The organism is Sulfuricurvum kujiense DSM 16994 (genome assembly GCF_000183725.1).
GTDB classification, from domain to species: Bacteria; Campylobacterota; Campylobacteria; order Campylobacterales; family Sulfurimonadaceae; genus Sulfuricurvum; species Sulfuricurvum kujiense.
The window spans coordinates 1,185,847-1,204,663 of the sequence record NC_014762.1; the positions used below are offsets into that span (position 1 = coordinate 1,185,847).

Consider the following 18,817-nt stretch of genomic DNA (forward strand, 5'->3'; position numbering starts at 1 on the left):
ATCGGCAAAAGTAAAAATTTGATTAGATAAATCACTTTTACGTATTTTTAAGCAAAGTCTCTCTATAATTCCACCTCTTCACAAGACATGCCAGTGTGGTGAAATGGTAGACACGCCGGATTCAAAATCCGGTGGCGCGAGTCGTGGCGGTTCGAGTCCGCCCACTGGTACCACTTACTTAACTCATTTTATGAGTTTCCAAAAAACTTTTTTTCATCATGAATCTGTTTTAAACCCAAGCAATCAAATTTACTTCCGACTTAATTGCGTTTTTTTCCTTTCTGTTACCATTGGTTATTGAAAATAAACGATGATATGGAAAACAAGTCCGGAGAAATGCTATGAAAATTATGTTTTGGATTACTCCCCGTGCCGCATTGGTCGTTATTCTCTCTACAAATTTATTTATACCTACAGTCAATGCCGAAAATTTTGAAACGAGAATTGAAAGAAAGTCTGAAATTTCTAATATACATCACAGTGTATTGAAACTATTGGAAGATGGGGGATTGGAGAAAGAAGCCGCGTTTGAAAAAGTATCGAGTCTTTTTTTATCGAATCATGCTGAGGTCGATCGCCAGTTTGATAATCTTAGTAGACATCCCGAACTAGGCATTGACGATGAGAGTCTTCTTCGAGTGCTTTCAAAACGGGCATTATATGGCAGGAACGTCGATTTTAGAGATTATCATTCCCTTACGGGATTGGTTCACGATATAAAAAAATGTGCGCTCTCAAATTCCGAACGAAAAGCCATTCACGAGGTATCTGCATTGAATCAGACGGTATAGGTTAAGTGGGTATGTTGAAAAAGGGTATGAAAGTATAAGGAATAAAGAGAGTATTACGACTGGCTCGGAACAGAAGAGGAAGCTTCTGCAGGCGGTGTATCTGAAGATGCGATTGCATTGTAGGCTTTTTGGCCGTTTAGTGTGTCTTGGATTTTTTTACTTTGTTCCAAATGGCCCCGCATCTCCATGACGGCTGCTGATGCTGCGACACGATAGTCCTGCGGACTCGGATCGGAGGGGGCCATAGCCGCCGCGACGATTTGGCGTGCTTTTCGGATAGTCTCTTCAGGGGTTTTTCCTTCGGACGTATCGATGGGGACTTCCCCGGCCGTGGCGTACATCTTCCCGTCAGGACCCTTGGTATAGCTGAAATTTGCTCCGCCGCTGACGATACCGCCGCCTGCGGCAACGTGTGCCGCTTCATGGGCACGTACTTTGGTATCGGAGGATGCCAATTCAGAGATTAAAGCTTGATAGGAAGGCGATTTTTCGGGAGTTGCAGGTTCTTTTGATGGTTTGTCATGATTCGAAGTGTAGGATGAGTACTGATAGTGAGAGGGCGATACCTGTATATTCATCTGTTTATAGGATTTCCTTCTACCCTTGTTTGATCCGTTTCACCGATTTAGATAAGAAAATAATAACATGTTTTTATCCTCTCGGCTACGGGTACATGATAATAGGTTCCCTGCAATAGATAGGTTGATTCGATATAATGGTATTTATGAGGTTTGAAAGATGAACTCTGATGTCAATAAACAAATCAAACAAATTCCTTATATCTCTTTAGACGATCTCAGCGAGAGTGAGTTGGTAAAGCGGTACATTTATCCCAATCTGGATATCAATTATTACTGGAGTGATGACTTTTCACCTCGGTTTTATATTGCGTTGGCCCGTGCAGGGTTTATTTGTGTTTCGCATGATATCGATAATACATTATTCCTTCTGCCTGAGATGCAGACCGAGTATGCGGTCCTGGATTTTTCGGATCTGCACATTTCAAAGAAGGTGAGAAAACTGCTCAATCAGGAACGATATAAGCTCTCGTTTAATACCTGTTTTAGCCATGTTATCAATTCGATCAAGGATGCTTATCACCCGTGTTGGATCACGAAAGAGTATGAAGGGCTGATGCATGAGCTTTCAGACAATACCTATGAGAACTTCCGTTTGTTCAGTACGGAGCTTTTTGATAAAGAGAACGGTGAACTCATTGCCGGCGAAGTAGGGTACATCACAGATAATATCTATACCAGTCTCTCCGGATTTCATATCCACAATAAGCGATACGACAACTGGGGGACTTTGCAGCTTGTACTGCTGGGAAAGTATCTTGAAGCGCAGAAAGTGCGATTTTGGAATCTTGGACATGCGCAGATGGAGTATAAAAAAGTATTGGGTGCAAAGGTGCTCTCCAGAGAGGCTTTTTTGCGAAAAACATGTTTACTAACGTAACGGATGAGGTCTGTATGAGAATATATCAATATAAATATACGACGGTAGATTACGGAAAGGGAAAGAATGGCTGAATCAATCGAGATTATATCATGGAACGTCAACGGCATCCGAGCGGTTGCGGAAAAAGGGGGATTCGATTGGCTCGAAGAGCGTCAGCCTCATATTGTGTGTCTGCAGGAGATAAAAGCCCTGAGTGAACAAATACCGCAGAATCTATTTTCACATCATTTTTCCAACATTACTGTCAACAGTGCAGAAAAGAAAGGATATTCGGGGACACTGACCGCAAGCAAACTGGAGCCGATCTATTCGGATACGCGAGCCGATATCGATATTATGAATGAAGGGCGTATCGTCGAACATCACTACGGAGATATTGCCCTGTTTAACGTTTATTTTCCCAACGGGCAAAAGGATGAAGAACGTCTCGCCTATAAACTGGAGTTCTATGAGCGTTTCTTGGACTATTGCGAGGCCCTTCGCCGTGAGGGTAAAAAGATAATCATCTGCGGGGATGTCAATACGGCCCATCGTCCGATCGATCTCAAAAATCCAAAATCGAACGAAAAGACTTCCGGGTTTTTACCGATTGAGCGTGATTGGATTGACAAGCTGTTATCACACGGCTACATCGATACCTTTCGTCATGTTCACGGAGATAAAGAGAACGAATACAGCTGGTGGTCGTACCGTTTCAGTGCACGTTCGAAAAACGTAGGCTGGAGAATCGATTATTTTTTTATCTCGGATGACCTTGCCGAATCGCTCGAAGATGCTTTTATTCTTCAAGAGATTATGGGATCGGATCATTGTCCCGTCGGGATTCGTCTGAAAATCTAACATGATCAACTACTCTTTTCCGCTGTACCGACCGCCGGCAGAAGCCGATAACGTTATTCTTCAAGCGACCTACGGCTGCAGTCATAACCAGTGTACTTTTTGCTCCATGTATAAGACAAAGAAGTATCAGATACGAGAGATCAGCGATCTTTTTAAAGATATCGATACGCTTGCCGCATTGTACCCCGATGCCAACAAAGTGTTTTTGGGAGACGGCGATGCTTTATCGCTGCCGACAGAGTACATGATCACCGTATTACAGTATTTGAAACGTTCATTTCCTAGACTCAGCAGAGTTTCCGTGTATGCGACGGCTCAAAATGTTTTAGAAAAATCAGAGGAAGAGTTACGGCTGTTACAAGCCAATCTTCTTAATTTGATCTACTTCGGTATTGAAACGGGCAACGATGGCTTGTTAAAAAAGATTAACAAGGGGGTAAGCGCGAAGCAAATCATCGAATCGCTGAACAAGGCATCGGCTGCTAAAATAAAAATCTCTGCGACGGTTATTCTGGGCATCGGCGGTGAAGAATACACGGCAGAGCATATCAAAGATACTGCCGCAATCATTAACGCTTCAACGATCAATTATCTTTCGACATTGCAACTGGGGTTGGAGAACGATGTTAAAGAGCGATTTCTCAAATGCTTCGAACATTTTCAAATGCTCAATGACTACCAAATTCTTGATGAACAGAAACGATTTCTGGAATTGCTTCACCCCGTCAATAAAGTGATTTTTAGATCAAACCATGCTTCCAATGCTTTGCATCTGGCCGGAACTCTTCCTAAAGATACGATGAGATTGCTGGATGAAGTAAAATTCGCGCTTGCTATAGGCGAGAGGGCTTTTATTCCGGAGCGATTTAGAGGGTTTTGATTTCACTACAACATAATTTTTCATTTTGCAACATATTTGCAACACTAAAGAGAAAGAATTAGTATATCCCAATGGTTTGGAGGTAGCAATGTCTTTAGTCTCCTCATCCTTACATACCTTAAGAAGTATCCTCGCTTCGTCAATCAATGAAGAGGGTATAACATTGATCGATTCGACGCCGACCATTTACGGTTATTCGGCAGAGGGGGAATATGTTAAGCACGCCAATTTAAAAGGTGTCGAGTCTTTTATTAATCGATATGGCAAATCAGTTGCTATGTCAAGCAACGGTAAATTCGCTTTGGTCAGCGATCAAACGAATAACCGGGCTTTATTTTTATCTCTTGAGCCGATCAAGATGCTTTCGATCATATCAATGCCTAAGCCAGATGTTGTTTTATTTAACGAAGACAGTACATTGCTGATTATCGGAAGCGAATCGGGTCGGTTGGATATCTACAAGACGGATGATTGCTCGCGAATCCTCGAATTGCATTTTTCGGATTCGATTGTGTGTGCCGCATTTTCAAAAAACGGTACGAGTGTCGCTATCGCGACGATGGATAAAAAAATACACCTGTACCGCCTCGATGCCGGCAAAATCATCCACGCTTTTCGTGTGGACGGGATAGTCGAATCTTTAACCTTCTCTGCAGATCATAATAAAATCATTGGATTTACCCGCTTTGGAGCTACGTATGTCCTTAATATTTTGCTAAAGCAACAATTTATCGGAGACCCTACTTTTGAATGGCCGACTCGTGTTGCGTCGGGCTTTAATGATAATATTGTTTTACTCGGAACAAGAAGCAATCAACTATTGATTTACAATAATTCAGACGGTATCAAATTGGGATGTTTCAATTTCAATTTCTGGGGCATTACTTCGCTTAGCGTATCCGCGGAAAAAGTTTTGGTCGGATTTTCAGATGGAAACGGTGTCGTTATCGACATGAATGAAACACTCAAAGAGGCATCAAGCGCACTTGAAGGCGGAAATATTGCCAAACTCTCTCGTCTCGTAGCGGAACAGCCTCTGATTTTTATTAATCAGGATTTGTGTACGAAAATGGAGCGGCATTATGAAGCGATTTTTCGTTTCAAGCCTTCGGGCGTTAATGAGCGCAAAGGGCATGAAGCCATTGTATCGCTGATTATAGCCGACAGTACATTGCGTAGGGAATTGATGCAGAGTTTGTACAGCTCTGAAGAGATCGTACCGTTTATGGAGAAAATTTCGCTCGGAAATGCTCAAGGGGCCTGTACATCAGTGTATAAATCCCCCCATTTACGGCAGTTGCGCGAGTTTCATGAAGTCCGCTCCAGCTGTTTAAAAGAGCTTATGCACGAAATAAAGCTTTTGGAGATCGATCCGGAGAAGTTTAACGAATACATCTCATCTGTAGAGGGCGGATGCAATAAATGCGTTCATAATCTCATTCCAAGACCGGAGGAACTCGAAGAGAATTATAAAAAACTGCTTTCCAGCGCATCTTCAGGAAATTTCTCGGCTTTGGCGGAAATAGGCGAACAGCACGAGATATTGCGACAGACAAAAGTTTACCGCCGTTTTATGAATTATGGTGAAGCCCTTATCGACAAAATACTCGCACGAATGGCGGCAGGAAAAATGGATCAAGCCGAAGAGTATGCTGTGAAGCTGATCAAAATAAAGCCGTTTTTCCATACCGGTAACTATTTTAAAAATCAAATCAAAGCTTTTGACGCGTTTGTCAGTTACGCTGCGGGTAATAACCTCGCAAAGCTGTTTTTGCTCTCAACCGAATATCCTGCACTGCGAACGACACAGATTTTTAAAGACCAAATCGATACCTATAAAAGAAATATTGTGACGCCTGCTAATAATCTTGCAAAAAACGGAGAAGTGACGAAAGTCATGAAGCTATTAGCCCCATATTTGACTATAGAATATTTCGAAGAAAAAAATCTTTTGCTTTTTAAAAAAGCTTTGGTTCATGAGATTGAGCTGTATGCGCCTATCGGAGAAGAACAATTGTTACTCGAACGTTATCACGGATATTTTGGGTGGGACAACGAATATGCTCAGGTTTGCCTCACGTTGAAAGTAGAGCCGAATTTAACCCGGAAACCGGATATAAGAATATCCGAGTATAAAACCGTTACGACCCTCCTGCAGGGAAGCAGAGTGTTAAGAACGCTGCAAAATCAAGAGACGGCTTGATATAGTGTACATAGAGTACTGAAATATTTAAAACGGATCGCAACGATTTACATACGCCATGATGATATCGTCATTCTTCGGAATTAAAAAATCGTTTGACAAATTCATCAGCCGGAAGCGGCTTTGAGATGGCATAACCCTGAAGATAATCGCACTTCATCTCTTGCAAAATATCTCGATGATATTGTGTTTCCACCCCTTCGGCAATTACCAGCATATTCAGCTGATGTGCGATATCTATAATCATTTTGCATAAGATTTGGTCGCTGAGATTGATTTCCAGCTGTTTGACGAAGGATTGATCGATTTTAAGGTACTGATACGGATGATTTTTGAGATAGGACAAAGACGAATATCCTGTACCGAAATCATCCAGCGATATCTCAATCTTGGCATCTTCCAGTAATTTTAGCCGTTCCCAGACTATCGCGGAATCTTCCAGCATAACGCTTTCGGTGATCTCTACAACGACGGAATCTTTGGCAAACGCATCGGAGGTCAGAACCTTTATCCATTCGGGCATGCTTCCGTTTTTTTGATGAAACTGAACCGGTGATATATTGACACTTATCTGAAAACGTTCATTATACATACGGCGCCATTGGGACACTGTTTTGATGGCTTCGTGGACGATCCATTCGCCGATTTCTAAAATCATTCCGGTCTCTTCGGCGATCGAGATAAAATCAGCCGGATTTATCAAATACCCGTCCGGATGTTTCCATCGTATTAGGGCTTCGGCTTTATGAATTTGCCCTGTTTTGATTTCAAAAATCGGTTGATAATATAAAACGAACTGCTCTTCGGCACACGCGATATGCATATCTTTGATCAATTGAAATCTTTTGATCAGAGCATCCTGCATACTTTGCGCAAAAAAATTGGAGGTGTTTTTACCTGATTTTTTGGACTGATACATTGCCTGATCGGCATATTTGAGAATCGTTTCACTATCCGCAGCGTCATCCGGAGCTATGGCTATCCCGATCGATGCGGATATAAATACGTTTTTCGAGTTTTCAAGTTCAAAAGGGGACGAAAGCTCTTTGAGGATATTTTGCGCGATGGTTTCCACCATATACAGATTTTCGATATCCGGTAGAATGACGGTAAACTCGTCCCCTCCGATACGGAAGCATAAATCAGTGTTGCGTATGCAGCTGATGATACGTGTCGTTACCTTTTTCAGCAAAGTATCGCCGATCTGGTGACCGTACATATCATTAATCTCTTTGAAATCGTCCAGATCGATATACATCAAAGCCGTTCGGCGAAAATTGTTGCGCTCAATTTTGGAAAGCTGCTGTTCCAAATGATGCAGAAACATATGTCTGTTCGGCAAGTCGGTTAACGCATCAAAATTTGTTTCGTACCAAATTTTTTGATTGGCTTCTTCCATTTTGCTCATATCGGATAAGACGGCAATGTATTTGCTGCTTCCGTCCTCTTCGATTATACGCTGAATCGTCAATAATTTGTAGTAGAGTTCTTTTCCCTCTTTGTCGGTATAGGTAATTTCACCTTCCCATGATTGTTTTAAAGCTATGGCATTTTTTAAAGCTTTGTAAAACTCCCCGTCTTTAATATAGGTATCTATTTTGTTCGGCAGTACATTAACAAGTTCGGAAGAATCATAGCCGGATAATCGCTCGAAAGCGGGGTTAACACTGAGAATTACCCCTCTCTCATCCGCAATAACAATACAGTCATTGCTGTGAAAGTAGATTAGAGAGTGTAAGTTTTGACTCCGAGGAATATCAGCCCCCTCATTACAGGGACATCCAAATTTACTGCGGGAGTTTTTTAGAAAGGTCATTAAAGATGCCAGCATGATCGTAATCTCTTTCATGAAGGTTAGAACCTACTTACTTTCATAATTTTTACACAAAAAAACATTATATATTTATAACAGTTCTGATTTATGCCCTGGATGTTAAATATATTATAAGTTGTATTTATGCGATGTTATAGATTTAGACAATGCTCTCAACGTAAGAGGGGAGTTGGAAACATGGAAAGGCAGGGAAGATTTTGACACACTAAACCAATCGATTGCACTTCTGGGTAAAATGCCGAACAATATTAGTGTATGCCGATGGAGAACATGTGATTATTCTGGACTTTGAAACCAACTCCGCCAACATCCATGACGTGATCGAAGCAGCGGCATTTCGGATAAAAAGAGAATCGGGCGCCTATGTTATCGCCGATACGTTTCACCGTTATTACTTTTCCGAATATGATCTAAATCTTCATGCGCTTGCCGTTCATAAGCTCTCGCCCGATCGGATAAAGAGACTGCGCTCGAATGTTGATTATGCCGAGTATTTTGCAGAAGATCATGAGTTTGTGGAGTTCTGTCGGGGGGCTGAAACGCTCATAGCCCACAATATAGCTTTCGAACTGCGCCACTTAGGCCAACTTGTTACATTTGAGAAACATTTTTGTACCATGAAAGCCAATAAGAAGAGCGTCGGCGCCCTCAATATCAGAGGGAGTCTCAAAAATCCGAAACTGTTAGAAACCTGCCGACATTACCGCATCGATTTCGATGAAGATCAATACCACTCAGCCCTCTATGATGTTACAAAAACGTTGGAGATACTCAACTGCATGGACATAACACTCTGATATTATTCAATACATCCGAATGTCATGTTGGTGATGTGGTATTCTTTATACTCTCTACGACGAAAATTAAACAATCTTTTGAGAAAACGTATCATTGGCCACCTCTCATGTTAAAGGGGAACCCTTTTGGGGTTTAGCAACTGCTTGCTCATGAATGAAAGTGAACGTTTCACAGATCACTTCAACAAATATTCTTTTGTTGGGAGTATCAGATTCCAAACCGTATCTGATGATTTGATCAGACGATATTCGGTTCTGATTTTTGAGGGACATTTGTAGTATGCCAATATACCCATGAGAGTTTCATAAGCATTTGATCGCGACTGATTCTTTTCAGTTTTTTCTATGCTGAATTTCTCAATTAAATGTACAGTTAATGTAACAAAATGTAACTTTACGATTAATTAGGTTTTTTGTTGTTATATAATATTTTCAAATAATGATATGTTCTGTAGTTGCCACATTGCGGTAATTCGACATATTTTAATATTTAATTTAATATGAGTATCACTTTATTTTACAAAGAATAAGTTAATATTTAATTATTTTAATTGCTATTAATTGTTGTATATTATTGATAAAAATTCTTTGAAAGAAGTTTTAGCCGGAGTCTAAATATCAATAACATATGAAAAATTTATTATTTTTAGTATTTCTTGAGATGGTTGCCGCTTCACAAAATCTTTCCTTTGAACAATTAAAAGCATCCGCTTCATTATACTCGCATCGACTCAAACTCCGTACTATTGATACCTCTATAGAGGAAGCCAGATTGGGAAGTGTCTACTCATCACTGTATCCACAACTATCTCTCGGATACAGCGGTGAGTATAATCAAAATATCGATAAAGCTGATTCAGGAACCCTTTCGGTAGGGGGTACGACAATAAACTCTAGCGTTCAAAATAAAGACTCGTTGGCATTGAGTCTGAATTACGAACTCTATCACTTCGGTACGACTCTTAAACAGATCGAAATGTCTAAAAAAGAGATTGCCTCCAAAAAGCTTGAAGTATGTAATGAAGAGAATAAACTTTATAAAGAGTTATTGGATCATTATGCCGATGCTCAAAAAGCCCAGAGTGAACATAAATTTAAAACTGCGATGCACGCTTTGCGTAAAAAACTCTATGGTTATAAGCAACGCCTTTATGCGGCAGGAAAAGAGTCCCGTGTTTCGATAGGAGATGAAGCGGTTCGACTTATCGATCTTGAACGGGATATTGAACGTTCACTTATGAGTTATGAGGAAAACCTTCTAGCCCTTACTAAACTTTCCCATATCGAGCTTGATTTGAAGCACACACAATTACTTCCGTTAAATACACAACCTGAAAATATTCATATCGGTAGATTTGAAGATAATGTTCAAGCACATCAATACCAAGAGAAAATTGCACAAAAAAACGCAGAAATCTCTCTCAACATGCGTTCTCAGCTCCCTGTAATATCGTTCTACTCGAACTACTACCTCTACGGCTCCGATCAGCACAACGCTTATGATGCCTTAAACGACATTCGTCCTAATAGCTGGAATATGGGCTTGAGTATTCGATGGAATCTTTTTGAAGGGTTCAAATACAACAGTGAATCGGCCCGGCTACATTTTGAATTAGACCGTATAAATGAAGAATACAAACTAGCTAAACGGGAATTTGATGCCCAGACGCAAATATCCCAACATAAAATAGACCGTTTGGATCAATTGCAAAAAAATGACGTGCTTATAGTCAATGAGTCACGTAGCAAAATAGCGATGTTGACCCGACTAAGAGAACAGGGGGAAGCGGATGCCGTGGGCGAAGTGAGCGTAAAACTCGAAGCACTGGAGAGAGAATTGACACTGGAGAATGAAACGATACAACATGCTTTTGAAACAGAAGCATTGAAATTACTTTATAGGGGGGTAGAAGAATGCACTCCGCGCTAACCGCCCTCGAAGTCGCGGGCAAACTCAACCGCATCGCCATCGATATCCGTGTCATCATCAAAGAGTACGCCCTCAGCGAGCACGAGCCATCCATCGAAGAGCTGACCCGTATCGCTTCGGCGCAGGGGTTTCGTGCAAGCATCAAAAAACTCTCCATCGAAAGACTGGTCGAGAGCTATCCGATGCCGATCATCGTTCAAAAGCATGACGGCACCTATATGAGTATCATACAGGCGAACACGGAAAAGCAGGAGCTTCTGGTCTTTGATATTACCCGTAAAGAGCCTTATATTATCTCATATGTTGATTGTAACGCTCAGAGTTCTGGGAAAAGTATCGTCCTTAAACACCGCATCCTCAGCGTCGATGCACGATTCGGGTTTGGGTGGTTCTTTCGACAGATTATGAAGTATAAAAAGGTGATGGCAGAGGTGCTGATCGCCTCCTTCGTCCTACAGCTCTTCGGACTCGTCGCACCGCTCTTTACGCAGGTAATCCTCGATAAAGTTCTCGTCCACCGCTCGATGAGTACTCTCGATGTTCTTGCGATCGCTTTTATCGCCGTAGCGATATTTGAGCTGATGCTCAACCTGATCCGCAGCTACATTTTTGCCCATACAACCTCGAAAATCGATGCAACGCTGGGGGCGAAACTTTTCCACCATCTCCTCGCCTTGCCGTTTGTCTATTTCGAGAAGCGCAAAGTGGGGAATATCATCGCCCGTGTTCGTGAACTCGATCAGATACGCGAATTCATCGCCAACAAATCGGTCACTTTGATTCTTGATGTCCTTTTCTCGGTGGTTTTTGTCGCGGTGATGCTGCTGTACAGCGTCAAACTCACCCTGATCGTACTGGGGTTTGTCACGATCATCGCGATCCTCTATCTAATCATCACCCCTGAATTGCGCCGACGGCTCGAAGAGAAGTTTCAGATGGGGGCGCAAAGCAACGCCTATCTCGTCGAAGCGGTGACAGGGGTGCAGACGGTCAAATCCCTCGCGCTGGAGGGTTCGATGCAGCGGCGCTGGGAAGATTACCTCGCCCGTTACGTCAATGCAGGATTTCAGCTCTCCAATCTCTCGAACATCCTCGGAGGGGTGAGCGGAGCGCTCCAAAAGTTCCTCACAATCTCGATGCTCTATATGGGGGTGACGTTAGTGTTGGAGGGGAAACTGAGTGTCGGTCAGCTCATCGCATTTCAGATGTTCGCGGGGCAATTCACCGGTCCAGTATTACGACTGGTGAACCTATGGAATGAGTTTCAGCAAACGCTCCTCTCGGTGGATAGATTGGGTGACATCCTCAACACTCCGACAGAGCAAACCAATGATAAAGCGATCACTCTCCCCAAGGTCGAGGGGCGTGTAAACTTCGATAACATCGTCTTCTCCTACGCTCCAGATTCTCCCGCTGTTCTAAACGGTATCAGTGCCGATATTCCGATAGGTAGCAGTGTAGGACTGGTGGGACGCAGCGGCAGCGGTAAGAGCACTATTACCAAACTCATCCAGCGTCTCTATATCCCTAACAGCGGAACGATCTACATCGACGGAGTAGACGTCCGCCATATGAATCCCAAATGGCTCCGTAACAATATCGGCGTCGTATTACAAGAGAACTACCTCTTTAGCGGCACGATCAAAGAGAACATCTCCCTCTCCCGTCCCGATGCTCCGATGGAGCATATCATCGCGGCTTCGCGTATGGCGGGAGCCGATGAGTTTATCTCCGAACTCTCAGAGGGGTACGATACGCAGGTCGGGGAGAGGGGTGCCGCACTCTCCGGCGGTCAGCGTCAGCGTATCGCTATCGCCCGCGCCCTGATCACTAACCCCCGAATACTCATATTTGACGAAGCGACCTCGGCATTGGATTACGAGTCCGAACGGATCATTCAGGATAATCTAAACACGATCAAGAGCGGACGCACCATGTTCATCGTCGCCCACCGTCTCACTACGGTCAAGGATTGCGACATCATCATCGTCATGGAAAAAGGGTATATCGTCGAACGCGGAAACCATGAGGAACTGATGCGGCTTCAAGGGTATTACTACAAACTTTATACTCAGCAAGGATAAAACTATGGGACTCTTTCACTTACATATTGATGTTACGCATACAAACCGGCAAAGCCGCTTTGTATGGCAAGGACAATCTTGTCCTTTGCAATCCCCTAAAGCTTTTCGCATAAATGCGAAAGATTCACAAGGATTCTAATGGGACTTTTTCATACTAAGGATAAACACGAATTTACTCCGCTCCTCGTTGAGATTGAAGAGCGTCCGACTTCACCACTGGGAAGAAGCCTGCTGTGGAGTCTGTTCGCATTTCTCACTATCTCTTTATTATGGCTTTTCCTTGCCAAAATCGATGTCGTCGTCAGTGCACGGGGTAAAGTCGTCCCCGACGGTGAGATCAAAACTCTCCAACCCGTAGAGACGGGGGTGATCGGCTCCATCCTCGTCAAAGAGGGGCAAAGCGTTAAAAAAGGGGAGGTGCTCATGGAGATCGACCCTTCGGTAACGCAGAGCGATCTCGCATCCAAACAAAAGAACCTCACACTGCTCGAACTCGAAATTGAGAGGCTCGATGCCCAGATCAACGATAGAGCGTTCCATCCTAGCCGCAAATGCCAAGAGAGCACCGCCATCGCCACTCAGCAGATGATGTATACCTCCGGTAAACTCGCCTACGATCAACAGCGTCAAGTGCTCCAAGAGCAGATTCGTCAGAACGATGAAGCGACCGAAGCGGCAAAAGCGGATAAAAGCAGACTCAAACAACTTCTCACCTCCGCAAAAGAACATGAAGCCAGACTCAAAGAGGTACTCGACATCATTGCCAAAAAAGAGTATATCGATGCACAAAACCAGCGGATAGAATACCAAGAACAGCTCACCATGAAAGAGCATGCCATCGCTCAGTCCCAAGGGAAACTCAATGAGCTCAACCAACAGCTCAGACTCGTTACCCAAGAGTACCGTAACAAACTCCTAGCCGACCTCACCCAAAAGTCCAAAGAGGCGACGTCTCTGCGTACCGAAGTCGAAACGACCCAGTTTCGTAATGCCAAACAGCAGATCATCGCCCCTGTTGACGGCACTATCGGCAAACTTCTTGTCCATACCGTAGGCGGTGTCGTTACCCCGGCAGAGAAACTCCTCACTGTGATCCCCAAAGGGGTCCCCCTTATCATCAAAGCGACCGTCCTCAACCAAGACATCGGATTCGTAACCAAGGAGATGGAAGCAGCGGTGAAGATCGATACGTTCGATTTCCAAAAGTACGGACTTATTCACGGAGAGGTCAAACACATCGCCGATGATGCGATAGACGATGAGAAGCTCGGACCCGTCTATGAGATCGCTATCGCACCTTCTAGTCTGACGCTCAAAGGGGAGGGAAAAACCCTCTCCATCCATCCGGGGATGAGCGTCACAGCAGAACTCAAAGTCGGTAAACGCAGAGTGATCGAGTTCTTTATCTACCCGATGATCAAATATCTCGATGAAGGGTTGAGTGTGAGATGAAGAAAAAGCATTTAAAAGGAATCAATTTCATGAAAAGAGGTAATTAAAAATGACTAAAGAGAAAAAAATGTGGCTTATCGCCGACAGCAATTATGACGGCATCATCGATAGACGTGACGAACTCTACAATCAGCTGAAAATTTGGCAAGACACCAACGGTGACGGTATCTCTCAGGAAAGTGAATTAAAAACCCTCACCCCCTCAGGAGTAAGCAACATCGAACTCAACGTATTTGCCACCAATATCAACCTAAACGGAAACCTCCTTAGTGAAGCGGGACGCTACAGTGACAGTAGCGGTGAGCGTTCTCTCGCCGCCGATATCGAACTTACCTTTGATTCGCGGATCACTACCGTCGATACCTCTCTGATCCCCGATTATACCATCCATCCCGATGCGGAAACTCTGCCGAAACTGCGAGGATACGGAACGGTCTACAACAGCTCCATCGCCTACAACGTCAACGATACTCTCCGTAATCTCGCCATTAGTATGTCACACGACATTACTGCCGTCGCCACACAGTTTGATGCGTTTATCGCCGAATGGTCGGGATTGAATACTCTATTGCGAAACGCTCAGGAGAAATACGCTCTCACCACCGCACCAATCCTCTCGGAAATGGATAAAAAAGTATGGATATACGAACACTTTATAGGAGTTGACCGTTTCAGCAGCGGTATCGAAGCACGGATTAATGCAACGGCATCGGAGATGAAGACAGGGGCTTCGGCGAATGTAGCAGCGGGGCGGTATTTTAAATCAAATTCAACACAAAGGAAAGCAGCATGAGTCAGTTTTTAAAATGTGAATTTTTCACATTATTGAAGTTAGTAGGACTTCTAATAACAGTCAATATTATTGTAAAAATTATAGGAGCAGAGTCTTATTCAAAAGTCATATTGCTTGCTAGCGTAATAGCTATTGTAATCTATATATTTTTATTTATATGGAAATTTATACGAGTGCTTGTTACGAATGACTCAGAATATCAGTGTAAGCAAGGTGATACATTCAAAAGAGCATTAACTTGGCTCTCTAATATTGTTTAAAAGGATTTTAATATGGCAGGAACATTAGAAACAGCGGGTGGAATGATAGGTAGTGCAGTTGTTAATACGGCTGCTATTGCAGCAGCAATATTAATATTGAGATCAGGAAGAGCAAGTGACCCAAGATTAATTGCAGGTGCTATGGCATATTATGTTGCAGTAAAACAAACTGGAAAATTAAATGGTGCAGAATTTGGAAAGGCTTTGGATGATCTTTTAAAAAAGGAATATGGCATTGATGTTGATAAAATTTTAGAACAACAATTTGAAGAGCATCTTATGCCGATTTTGAAGGATTATTTAGGCTATAAAGATACATGGGAAAAATGGCTTGATTCGACAACCAATGACTCGATACCGCTGGCAAATTTTAATGATTTACTCAAAGATTACCAAAGTGGAGATACTCCTTCCCCAGACGACCTCACCTACGATCCCAATAAACTTACACCAATTACACCTGATCGCGATACCGACCACGATGGAACACCGGATTGGCGTGATACTGATATGGACGGAGACGGAATAGACGATAGAGATGATACAGATAGAGATGGAGACAATATTCCAGACGAAATCGATCCCGATCCATTTGCACCTGAACCCAGTCCAGACGATGGTCACCCATTCGATCCCGAAACATTCGATCCGCCCCGTCGTCGTGATCCGCTAGTCCTAGATCTAAACAAAGACGGTCTGATCTCTACCGTTTCCCTCGCGGATTCGACAGCGTTCTTTGACCTCACAGGAGACGGTATCAAAGAAAAAGTAGGCTGGGTACAAGCTTCCGAGGGGATCATCGTAATGGATAAAAACGGTAATAGTAAGATAGATGGAATCAGTGAAGTATTCGGAACCGCTACGACGAGCGGATTTGCGGAACTGAGAAGTATCGCCGACAGCAATTATGAGAAGGTGAATGGCGAAGCCAGAGAGACCACCCTGGGGTGCGGCATCATCGATAGACGTGACGAACTCTACAATCAGCTGAAAATCTGGCAAGACACCAACGGTGACGGTATCTCTCAGGAAAGTGAATTAAAAACCCTCACCCCCGCAGGGGTAAGCAACATCGAACTCAACGTATTTGCTACCAACATCAACCTAAACGGAAACCTCCTTAGTGAAGCGGGACGCTACGGTGACAGTAGCGGTGAGCGTTCTCTCGCCGCTATATTTGAGACAATTAATAATCGGAATTTTAAAAATACAAGGAGAGTAGCATGATTATAGTTTCAATAGGATTGTTTTGTATTTTAGTTAGTGCAGTTGTTTTTATTCATCAATGGCTGGAAAGTGGATTAATTAACAAAGAAGATAGAGAAAAATATCTTTTGATATCTAGTAAGAAAAAAGAAAATCAAACTGAAGAAGAACGTGAGTTTGTTTGGAATAATCAGTATGCATACGTCACATCTAAAATTAGAAGCATTATCTTCCAATTTGGTGTTATTTTAGTCATATCAGGCTTATTTATGAATTATATTACAAAATAAAAGGAAAAAAAATGGCAATCGAAACAATAACATTGGAACCAATTGTAGTAACTCCTAATAACAATCAGTCAAACATTGAAAGAGCTGAAATAATAGCGAATTGGATTCAAACAACAGCAAATATAGTTGCGAAAAAATTTGGAAATACTACGGGGCAAGCTTTTTCAAATTTTTTAACTGGAAATGGAGCTGCTACAACCAGTATAGGTGATCTTATTGATAAGCTCAATAAAGGGACTGCCACAGGAGACGATGTCGCTGATGCACTGCAAGATATGGCATCCATTGTTGCAGGATTCGGAGTAATGGCAGGATATGCAAATCCTTGGATGTTTGGATGGCTGACAATTGTTGGTGGGACGCGAGGTGTATTGGATTATTTAGATACACATCCTGAACTCAAAAGTGACATATTAGACTTATTCTCAAATCCATTGACACAAGATGAATGGCTTGATATATGGTACGATCTTGAAAAACAGTACAGTATTGATGACTTACTGGAACAACTTGGCATTGATCCTAATTTAATTCCTATACCAGCACCTGAACCCAACCCCGCCGACGGTCATCCATTCGATCCTCAAACCTTTGATCCGCCCCGTCGTCGTGATCCGCTAGTCCTAGATCTAAACAAAGACGGTCTGATCTCTACCGTTTCCCTCGCGGATTCGACAGCGTTCTTTGACCTCACAGGAGACGGTATCAAAGAAAAAGTAGGCTGGGTAAATGCCTCTGAGGGGATCGTCGTAATGGATAAAAACGGTAATAGTAAGATAGATGGAATCAGTGAAGTATTCGGAACCGCTACGACGAGCGGATTTGCGGAACTGAGAAGTATCGCCGACAGCAATTATGAGAAGGTGAATGGCGAAGCCAGAGAGACCACCCTGGGGTGCGGCATCATCGATAGACGTGACGAACTCTACAATCAGCTGAAAATCTGGCAAGACACCAACGGTGACGGTATCTCTCAGGAAAGTGAATTAAAAACCCTCACCCCCGCAGGGGTAAGCAACATCGAACTAAACGTATTTGCCACCAACATCAATCTTAACGGAAACCTCCTCAGTGAAGCGGGACGCTACGGTGACAGTAGCGGTGAGCGTTCTCTCGCCGCCGATATCGAACTCACCTTTGATTCGCGGATCACTACCGTCGATACCTCTCTGATCCCCGATTATACCGTCCATCCTGATGCAGCAACCCTGCCGAAACTGCGAGGATACGGAACGGTCTACAACAGTGAAATCGCCTACAACGTCAACGATAATCTCCGAAATCTAGCTATCGGTATGTCACAAGATATTACCGCCGTAGCCACACAGTTTGATGCGTTTATCGCCGAATGGTCGGGGCTGAATACTCTTCTACGAACTGCACAAGATAAATACAACCTCACCACTGCTCCAATACTTTCCAAAATGGATAAAAAAGTATGGATTTACGAACACTTTATAGGAGTTGACCGTTTCAGCAGCGGTATCGAAGTACGGATTAATGCAACGGCACAGGCGATGAAGACAGGGGCTTCGGCGAATGTAGCAGCGGGGCGGTATTTTAAATCAAATTCAACACAAAGGAAAGCAGCATGACAAACAATAAAGGAATTTATCAGCAAGGAATAAAAAATGGTTAAGGCATCTTCTTTATGTATTATTGGTGTGATTTTAATAGTTGTTGGTATTTGGTTATATGCGACTATTTATTGGGATAATAGGAATGCTCCTGGATTTCAAGAGAAATTAAAAAATCTTGAAGAAAAAGAAAGAAAGAAAGAAACACTTAGTTTTGGTGATTATCTTAATTTACGATCACAAAGTATTATGAAGAGTATTTCAAAAGTATCTATTGTAGCTGGCTTGATAGTTGTTGCAATAGGATGCATATTAAAATCAGTTTACTAAGGAAGAACTATGGCGACATCAACTACCGAAATTGAAGCTTTTGCTGACAAAATACAACTAATGGGTTTAATACCTGGTCCACAAAAACC

General features: G+C 42.9%; 17 protein-coding genes and 1 tRNA gene. 16 read left to right on the forward strand and 2 right to left on the reverse strand.

The features are described from left to right. The first annotated feature begins 89 nt into the window (after positions 1–89). Together SULKU_RS05985 and SULKU_RS05990 are read left to right on the forward strand one after the other, a co-directional pair. Positions 90–173, forward strand: a tRNA-Leu gene (locus SULKU_RS05985). A gap of 168 nt (positions 174–341) precedes the next feature. Continuing rightward, positions 342–791, forward strand: a complete 450-nt coding sequence (locus SULKU_RS05990; RefSeq protein ID WP_013460048.1) for a hypothetical protein — start codon at positions 342–344, stop codon at positions 789–791. A gap of 53 nt (positions 792–844) precedes the next feature. Here the strand turns inward: SULKU_RS05990 and SULKU_RS14360 are convergent, their stop codons facing one another. After that, positions 845–1,369 (reverse strand): putative metalloprotease CJM1_0395 family protein, encoded by a 525-nt coding sequence (locus SULKU_RS14360; RefSeq protein ID WP_013460049.1) that lies wholly within the window; start codon positions 1,367–1,369, stop codon positions 845–847. Positions 1,370–1,529: 160 nt separating this feature from the next. Between SULKU_RS14360 and SULKU_RS06000 the strand changes: the two genes are divergently transcribed. The 4 genes from SULKU_RS06000 (at position 1,530) to SULKU_RS06015 (ending at position 6,175) form a co-directional block, all read left to right on the forward strand. Further along, on the forward strand, positions 1,530–2,249 hold the full coding sequence (locus SULKU_RS06000; RefSeq protein WP_013460050.1) for a leucyl/phenylalanyl-tRNA--protein transferase: 720 nt from the start codon (positions 1,530–1,532) through the stop codon (positions 2,247–2,249). Positions 2,250–2,315: 66 nt separating this feature from the next. After that, on the forward strand, positions 2,316–3,092 hold the full coding sequence (locus SULKU_RS06005; protein WP_013460051.1) for an exodeoxyribonuclease III: 777 nt from the start codon (positions 2,316–2,318) through the stop codon (positions 3,090–3,092). A 1-nt stretch (position 3,093) separates the two neighbouring features. After that, the gene (locus tag SULKU_RS06010) at positions 3,094–3,972 is read left to right on the forward strand and encodes a radical SAM protein (RefSeq protein WP_013460052.1); all 879 of its coding nucleotides are present in this window, start codon (positions 3,094–3,096) and stop codon (positions 3,970–3,972) included. Between the two features lie 88 nt (positions 3,973–4,060). Next, on the forward strand, positions 4,061–6,175 hold the full coding sequence (locus SULKU_RS06015; RefSeq protein WP_013460053.1) for a WD40 repeat domain-containing protein: 2,115 nt from the start codon (positions 4,061–4,063) through the stop codon (positions 6,173–6,175). A gap of 70 nt (positions 6,176–6,245) precedes the next feature. Here the strand turns inward: SULKU_RS06015 and SULKU_RS06020 are convergent, their stop codons facing one another. Beyond that, positions 6,246–8,024 carry a putative bifunctional diguanylate cyclase/phosphodiesterase gene (locus tag SULKU_RS06020; protein WP_013460054.1) on the reverse strand — a complete coding sequence of 593 codons (1,779 nt, stop codon included), beginning with the start codon at positions 8,022–8,024 and terminating at the stop codon, positions 6,246–6,248. A 257-nt stretch (positions 8,025–8,281) separates the two neighbouring features. On the opposite strand from SULKU_RS06020, the gene SULKU_RS06025 reads away from it, so the two are divergent. The 10 genes from SULKU_RS06025 (at position 8,282) to SULKU_RS06070 (ending at position 18,728) form a co-directional block, all read left to right on the forward strand. Next, positions 8,282–8,806 carry a 3'-5' exonuclease gene (locus SULKU_RS06025; protein ID WP_013460055.1) on the forward strand — a complete coding sequence of 175 codons (525 nt, stop codon included), beginning with the start codon at positions 8,282–8,284 and terminating at the stop codon, positions 8,804–8,806. Between the two features lie 628 nt (positions 8,807–9,434). Then, entirely contained in the window at positions 9,435–10,736 is a 1,302-nt protein-coding gene (locus tag SULKU_RS06030; RefSeq protein WP_013460056.1) for a TolC family protein, read from the forward strand. Then, positions 10,721–12,820 (forward strand): type I secretion system permease/ATPase, encoded by a 2,100-nt coding sequence (locus SULKU_RS06035; protein ID WP_013460057.1) that lies wholly within the window; start codon positions 10,721–10,723, stop codon positions 12,818–12,820. The genes SULKU_RS06030 and SULKU_RS06035 overlap by 16 nt, the downstream gene beginning before the upstream one ends. Positions 12,821–12,958: 138 nt before the next feature. Next, entirely contained in the window at positions 12,959–14,272 is a 1,314-nt protein-coding gene (locus SULKU_RS06040; RefSeq protein ID WP_013460059.1) for an HlyD family type I secretion periplasmic adaptor subunit, read from the forward strand. 49 nt (positions 14,273–14,321) lie between these two features. After that, positions 14,322–15,065: a hypothetical protein gene (locus SULKU_RS06045; protein ID WP_013460060.1), complete on the forward strand. Its 744-nt coding sequence runs from the start codon at positions 14,322–14,324 to the stop codon at positions 15,063–15,065. Beyond that, positions 15,062–15,325: a hypothetical protein gene (locus SULKU_RS06050; protein WP_013460061.1), complete on the forward strand. Its 264-nt coding sequence runs from the start codon at positions 15,062–15,064 to the stop codon at positions 15,323–15,325. Before SULKU_RS06045 ends, SULKU_RS06050 begins: the two co-directional genes overlap by 4 nt. A gap of 279 nt (positions 15,326–15,604) precedes the next feature. After that, positions 15,605–16,552: a hypothetical protein gene (locus SULKU_RS06055; RefSeq protein ID WP_151174256.1), complete on the forward strand. Its 948-nt coding sequence runs from the start codon at positions 15,605–15,607 to the stop codon at positions 16,550–16,552. After that, positions 16,549–16,821, forward strand: a complete 273-nt coding sequence (locus tag SULKU_RS06060) for a hypothetical protein (RefSeq protein ID WP_013460063.1) — start codon at positions 16,549–16,551, stop codon at positions 16,819–16,821. Before SULKU_RS06055 ends, SULKU_RS06060 begins: the two co-directional genes overlap by 4 nt. Before the next feature lie 11 nt (positions 16,822–16,832). After that, positions 16,833–18,416 carry a hypothetical protein gene (locus SULKU_RS06065; protein ID WP_013460064.1) on the forward strand — a complete coding sequence of 528 codons (1,584 nt, stop codon included), beginning with the start codon at positions 16,833–16,835 and terminating at the stop codon, positions 18,414–18,416. A 36-nt stretch (positions 18,417–18,452) separates the two neighbouring features. Then, on the forward strand, positions 18,453–18,728 hold the full coding sequence (locus SULKU_RS06070; protein ID WP_013460065.1) for a hypothetical protein: 276 nt from the start codon (positions 18,453–18,455) through the stop codon (positions 18,726–18,728). Positions 18,729–18,817 lie beyond the last annotated feature (89 nt).

What these genes read in the sequence shown, in the direction of transcription:
- SULKU_RS05990 (WP_013460048.1), top strand. Translation starts at nt 342, where the DNA reads ATGAAAATTATGTTTTGGATTACTCCCCGTGCCGCATTGGTCGTTATT.
- SULKU_RS14360 (WP_013460049.1), bottom strand. Translation starts at nt 1,369, where the DNA reads ATGAATATACAGGTATCGCCCTCTCACTATCAGTACTCATCCTACACT.
- SULKU_RS06000 (WP_013460050.1), top strand. Translation starts at nt 1,530, where the DNA reads ATGAACTCTGATGTCAATAAACAAATCAAACAAATTCCTTATATCTCT.
- SULKU_RS06005 (WP_013460051.1), top strand. Translation starts at nt 2,316, where the DNA reads ATGGCTGAATCAATCGAGATTATATCATGGAACGTCAACGGCATCCGA.
- SULKU_RS06010 (WP_013460052.1), top strand. Translation starts at nt 3,094, where the DNA reads ATGATCAACTACTCTTTTCCGCTGTACCGACCGCCGGCAGAAGCCGAT.
- SULKU_RS06015 (WP_013460053.1), top strand. Translation starts at nt 4,061, where the DNA reads ATGTCTTTAGTCTCCTCATCCTTACATACCTTAAGAAGTATCCTCGCT.
- SULKU_RS06020 (WP_013460054.1), bottom strand. Translation starts at nt 8,024, where the DNA reads ATGAAAGAGATTACGATCATGCTGGCATCTTTAATGACCTTTCTAAAA.
- SULKU_RS06030 (WP_013460056.1), top strand. Translation starts at nt 9,435, where the DNA reads ATGAAAAATTTATTATTTTTAGTATTTCTTGAGATGGTTGCCGCTTCA.
- SULKU_RS06035 (WP_013460057.1), top strand. Translation starts at nt 10,721, where the DNA reads ATGCACTCCGCGCTAACCGCCCTCGAAGTCGCGGGCAAACTCAACCGC.
- SULKU_RS06040 (WP_013460059.1), top strand. Translation starts at nt 12,959, where the DNA reads ATGGGACTTTTTCATACTAAGGATAAACACGAATTTACTCCGCTCCTC.
- SULKU_RS06045 (WP_013460060.1), top strand. Translation starts at nt 14,322, where the DNA reads ATGACTAAAGAGAAAAAAATGTGGCTTATCGCCGACAGCAATTATGAC.
- SULKU_RS06050 (WP_013460061.1), top strand. Translation starts at nt 15,062, where the DNA reads ATGAGTCAGTTTTTAAAATGTGAATTTTTCACATTATTGAAGTTAGTA.
- SULKU_RS06055 (WP_151174256.1), top strand. Translation starts at nt 15,605, where the DNA reads ATGCCGATTTTGAAGGATTATTTAGGCTATAAAGATACATGGGAAAAA.
- SULKU_RS06060 (WP_013460063.1), top strand. Translation starts at nt 16,549, where the DNA reads ATGATTATAGTTTCAATAGGATTGTTTTGTATTTTAGTTAGTGCAGTT.
- SULKU_RS06065 (WP_013460064.1), top strand. Translation starts at nt 16,833, where the DNA reads ATGGCAATCGAAACAATAACATTGGAACCAATTGTAGTAACTCCTAAT.
- SULKU_RS06070 (WP_013460065.1), top strand. Translation starts at nt 18,453, where the DNA reads ATGGTTAAGGCATCTTCTTTATGTATTATTGGTGTGATTTTAATAGTT.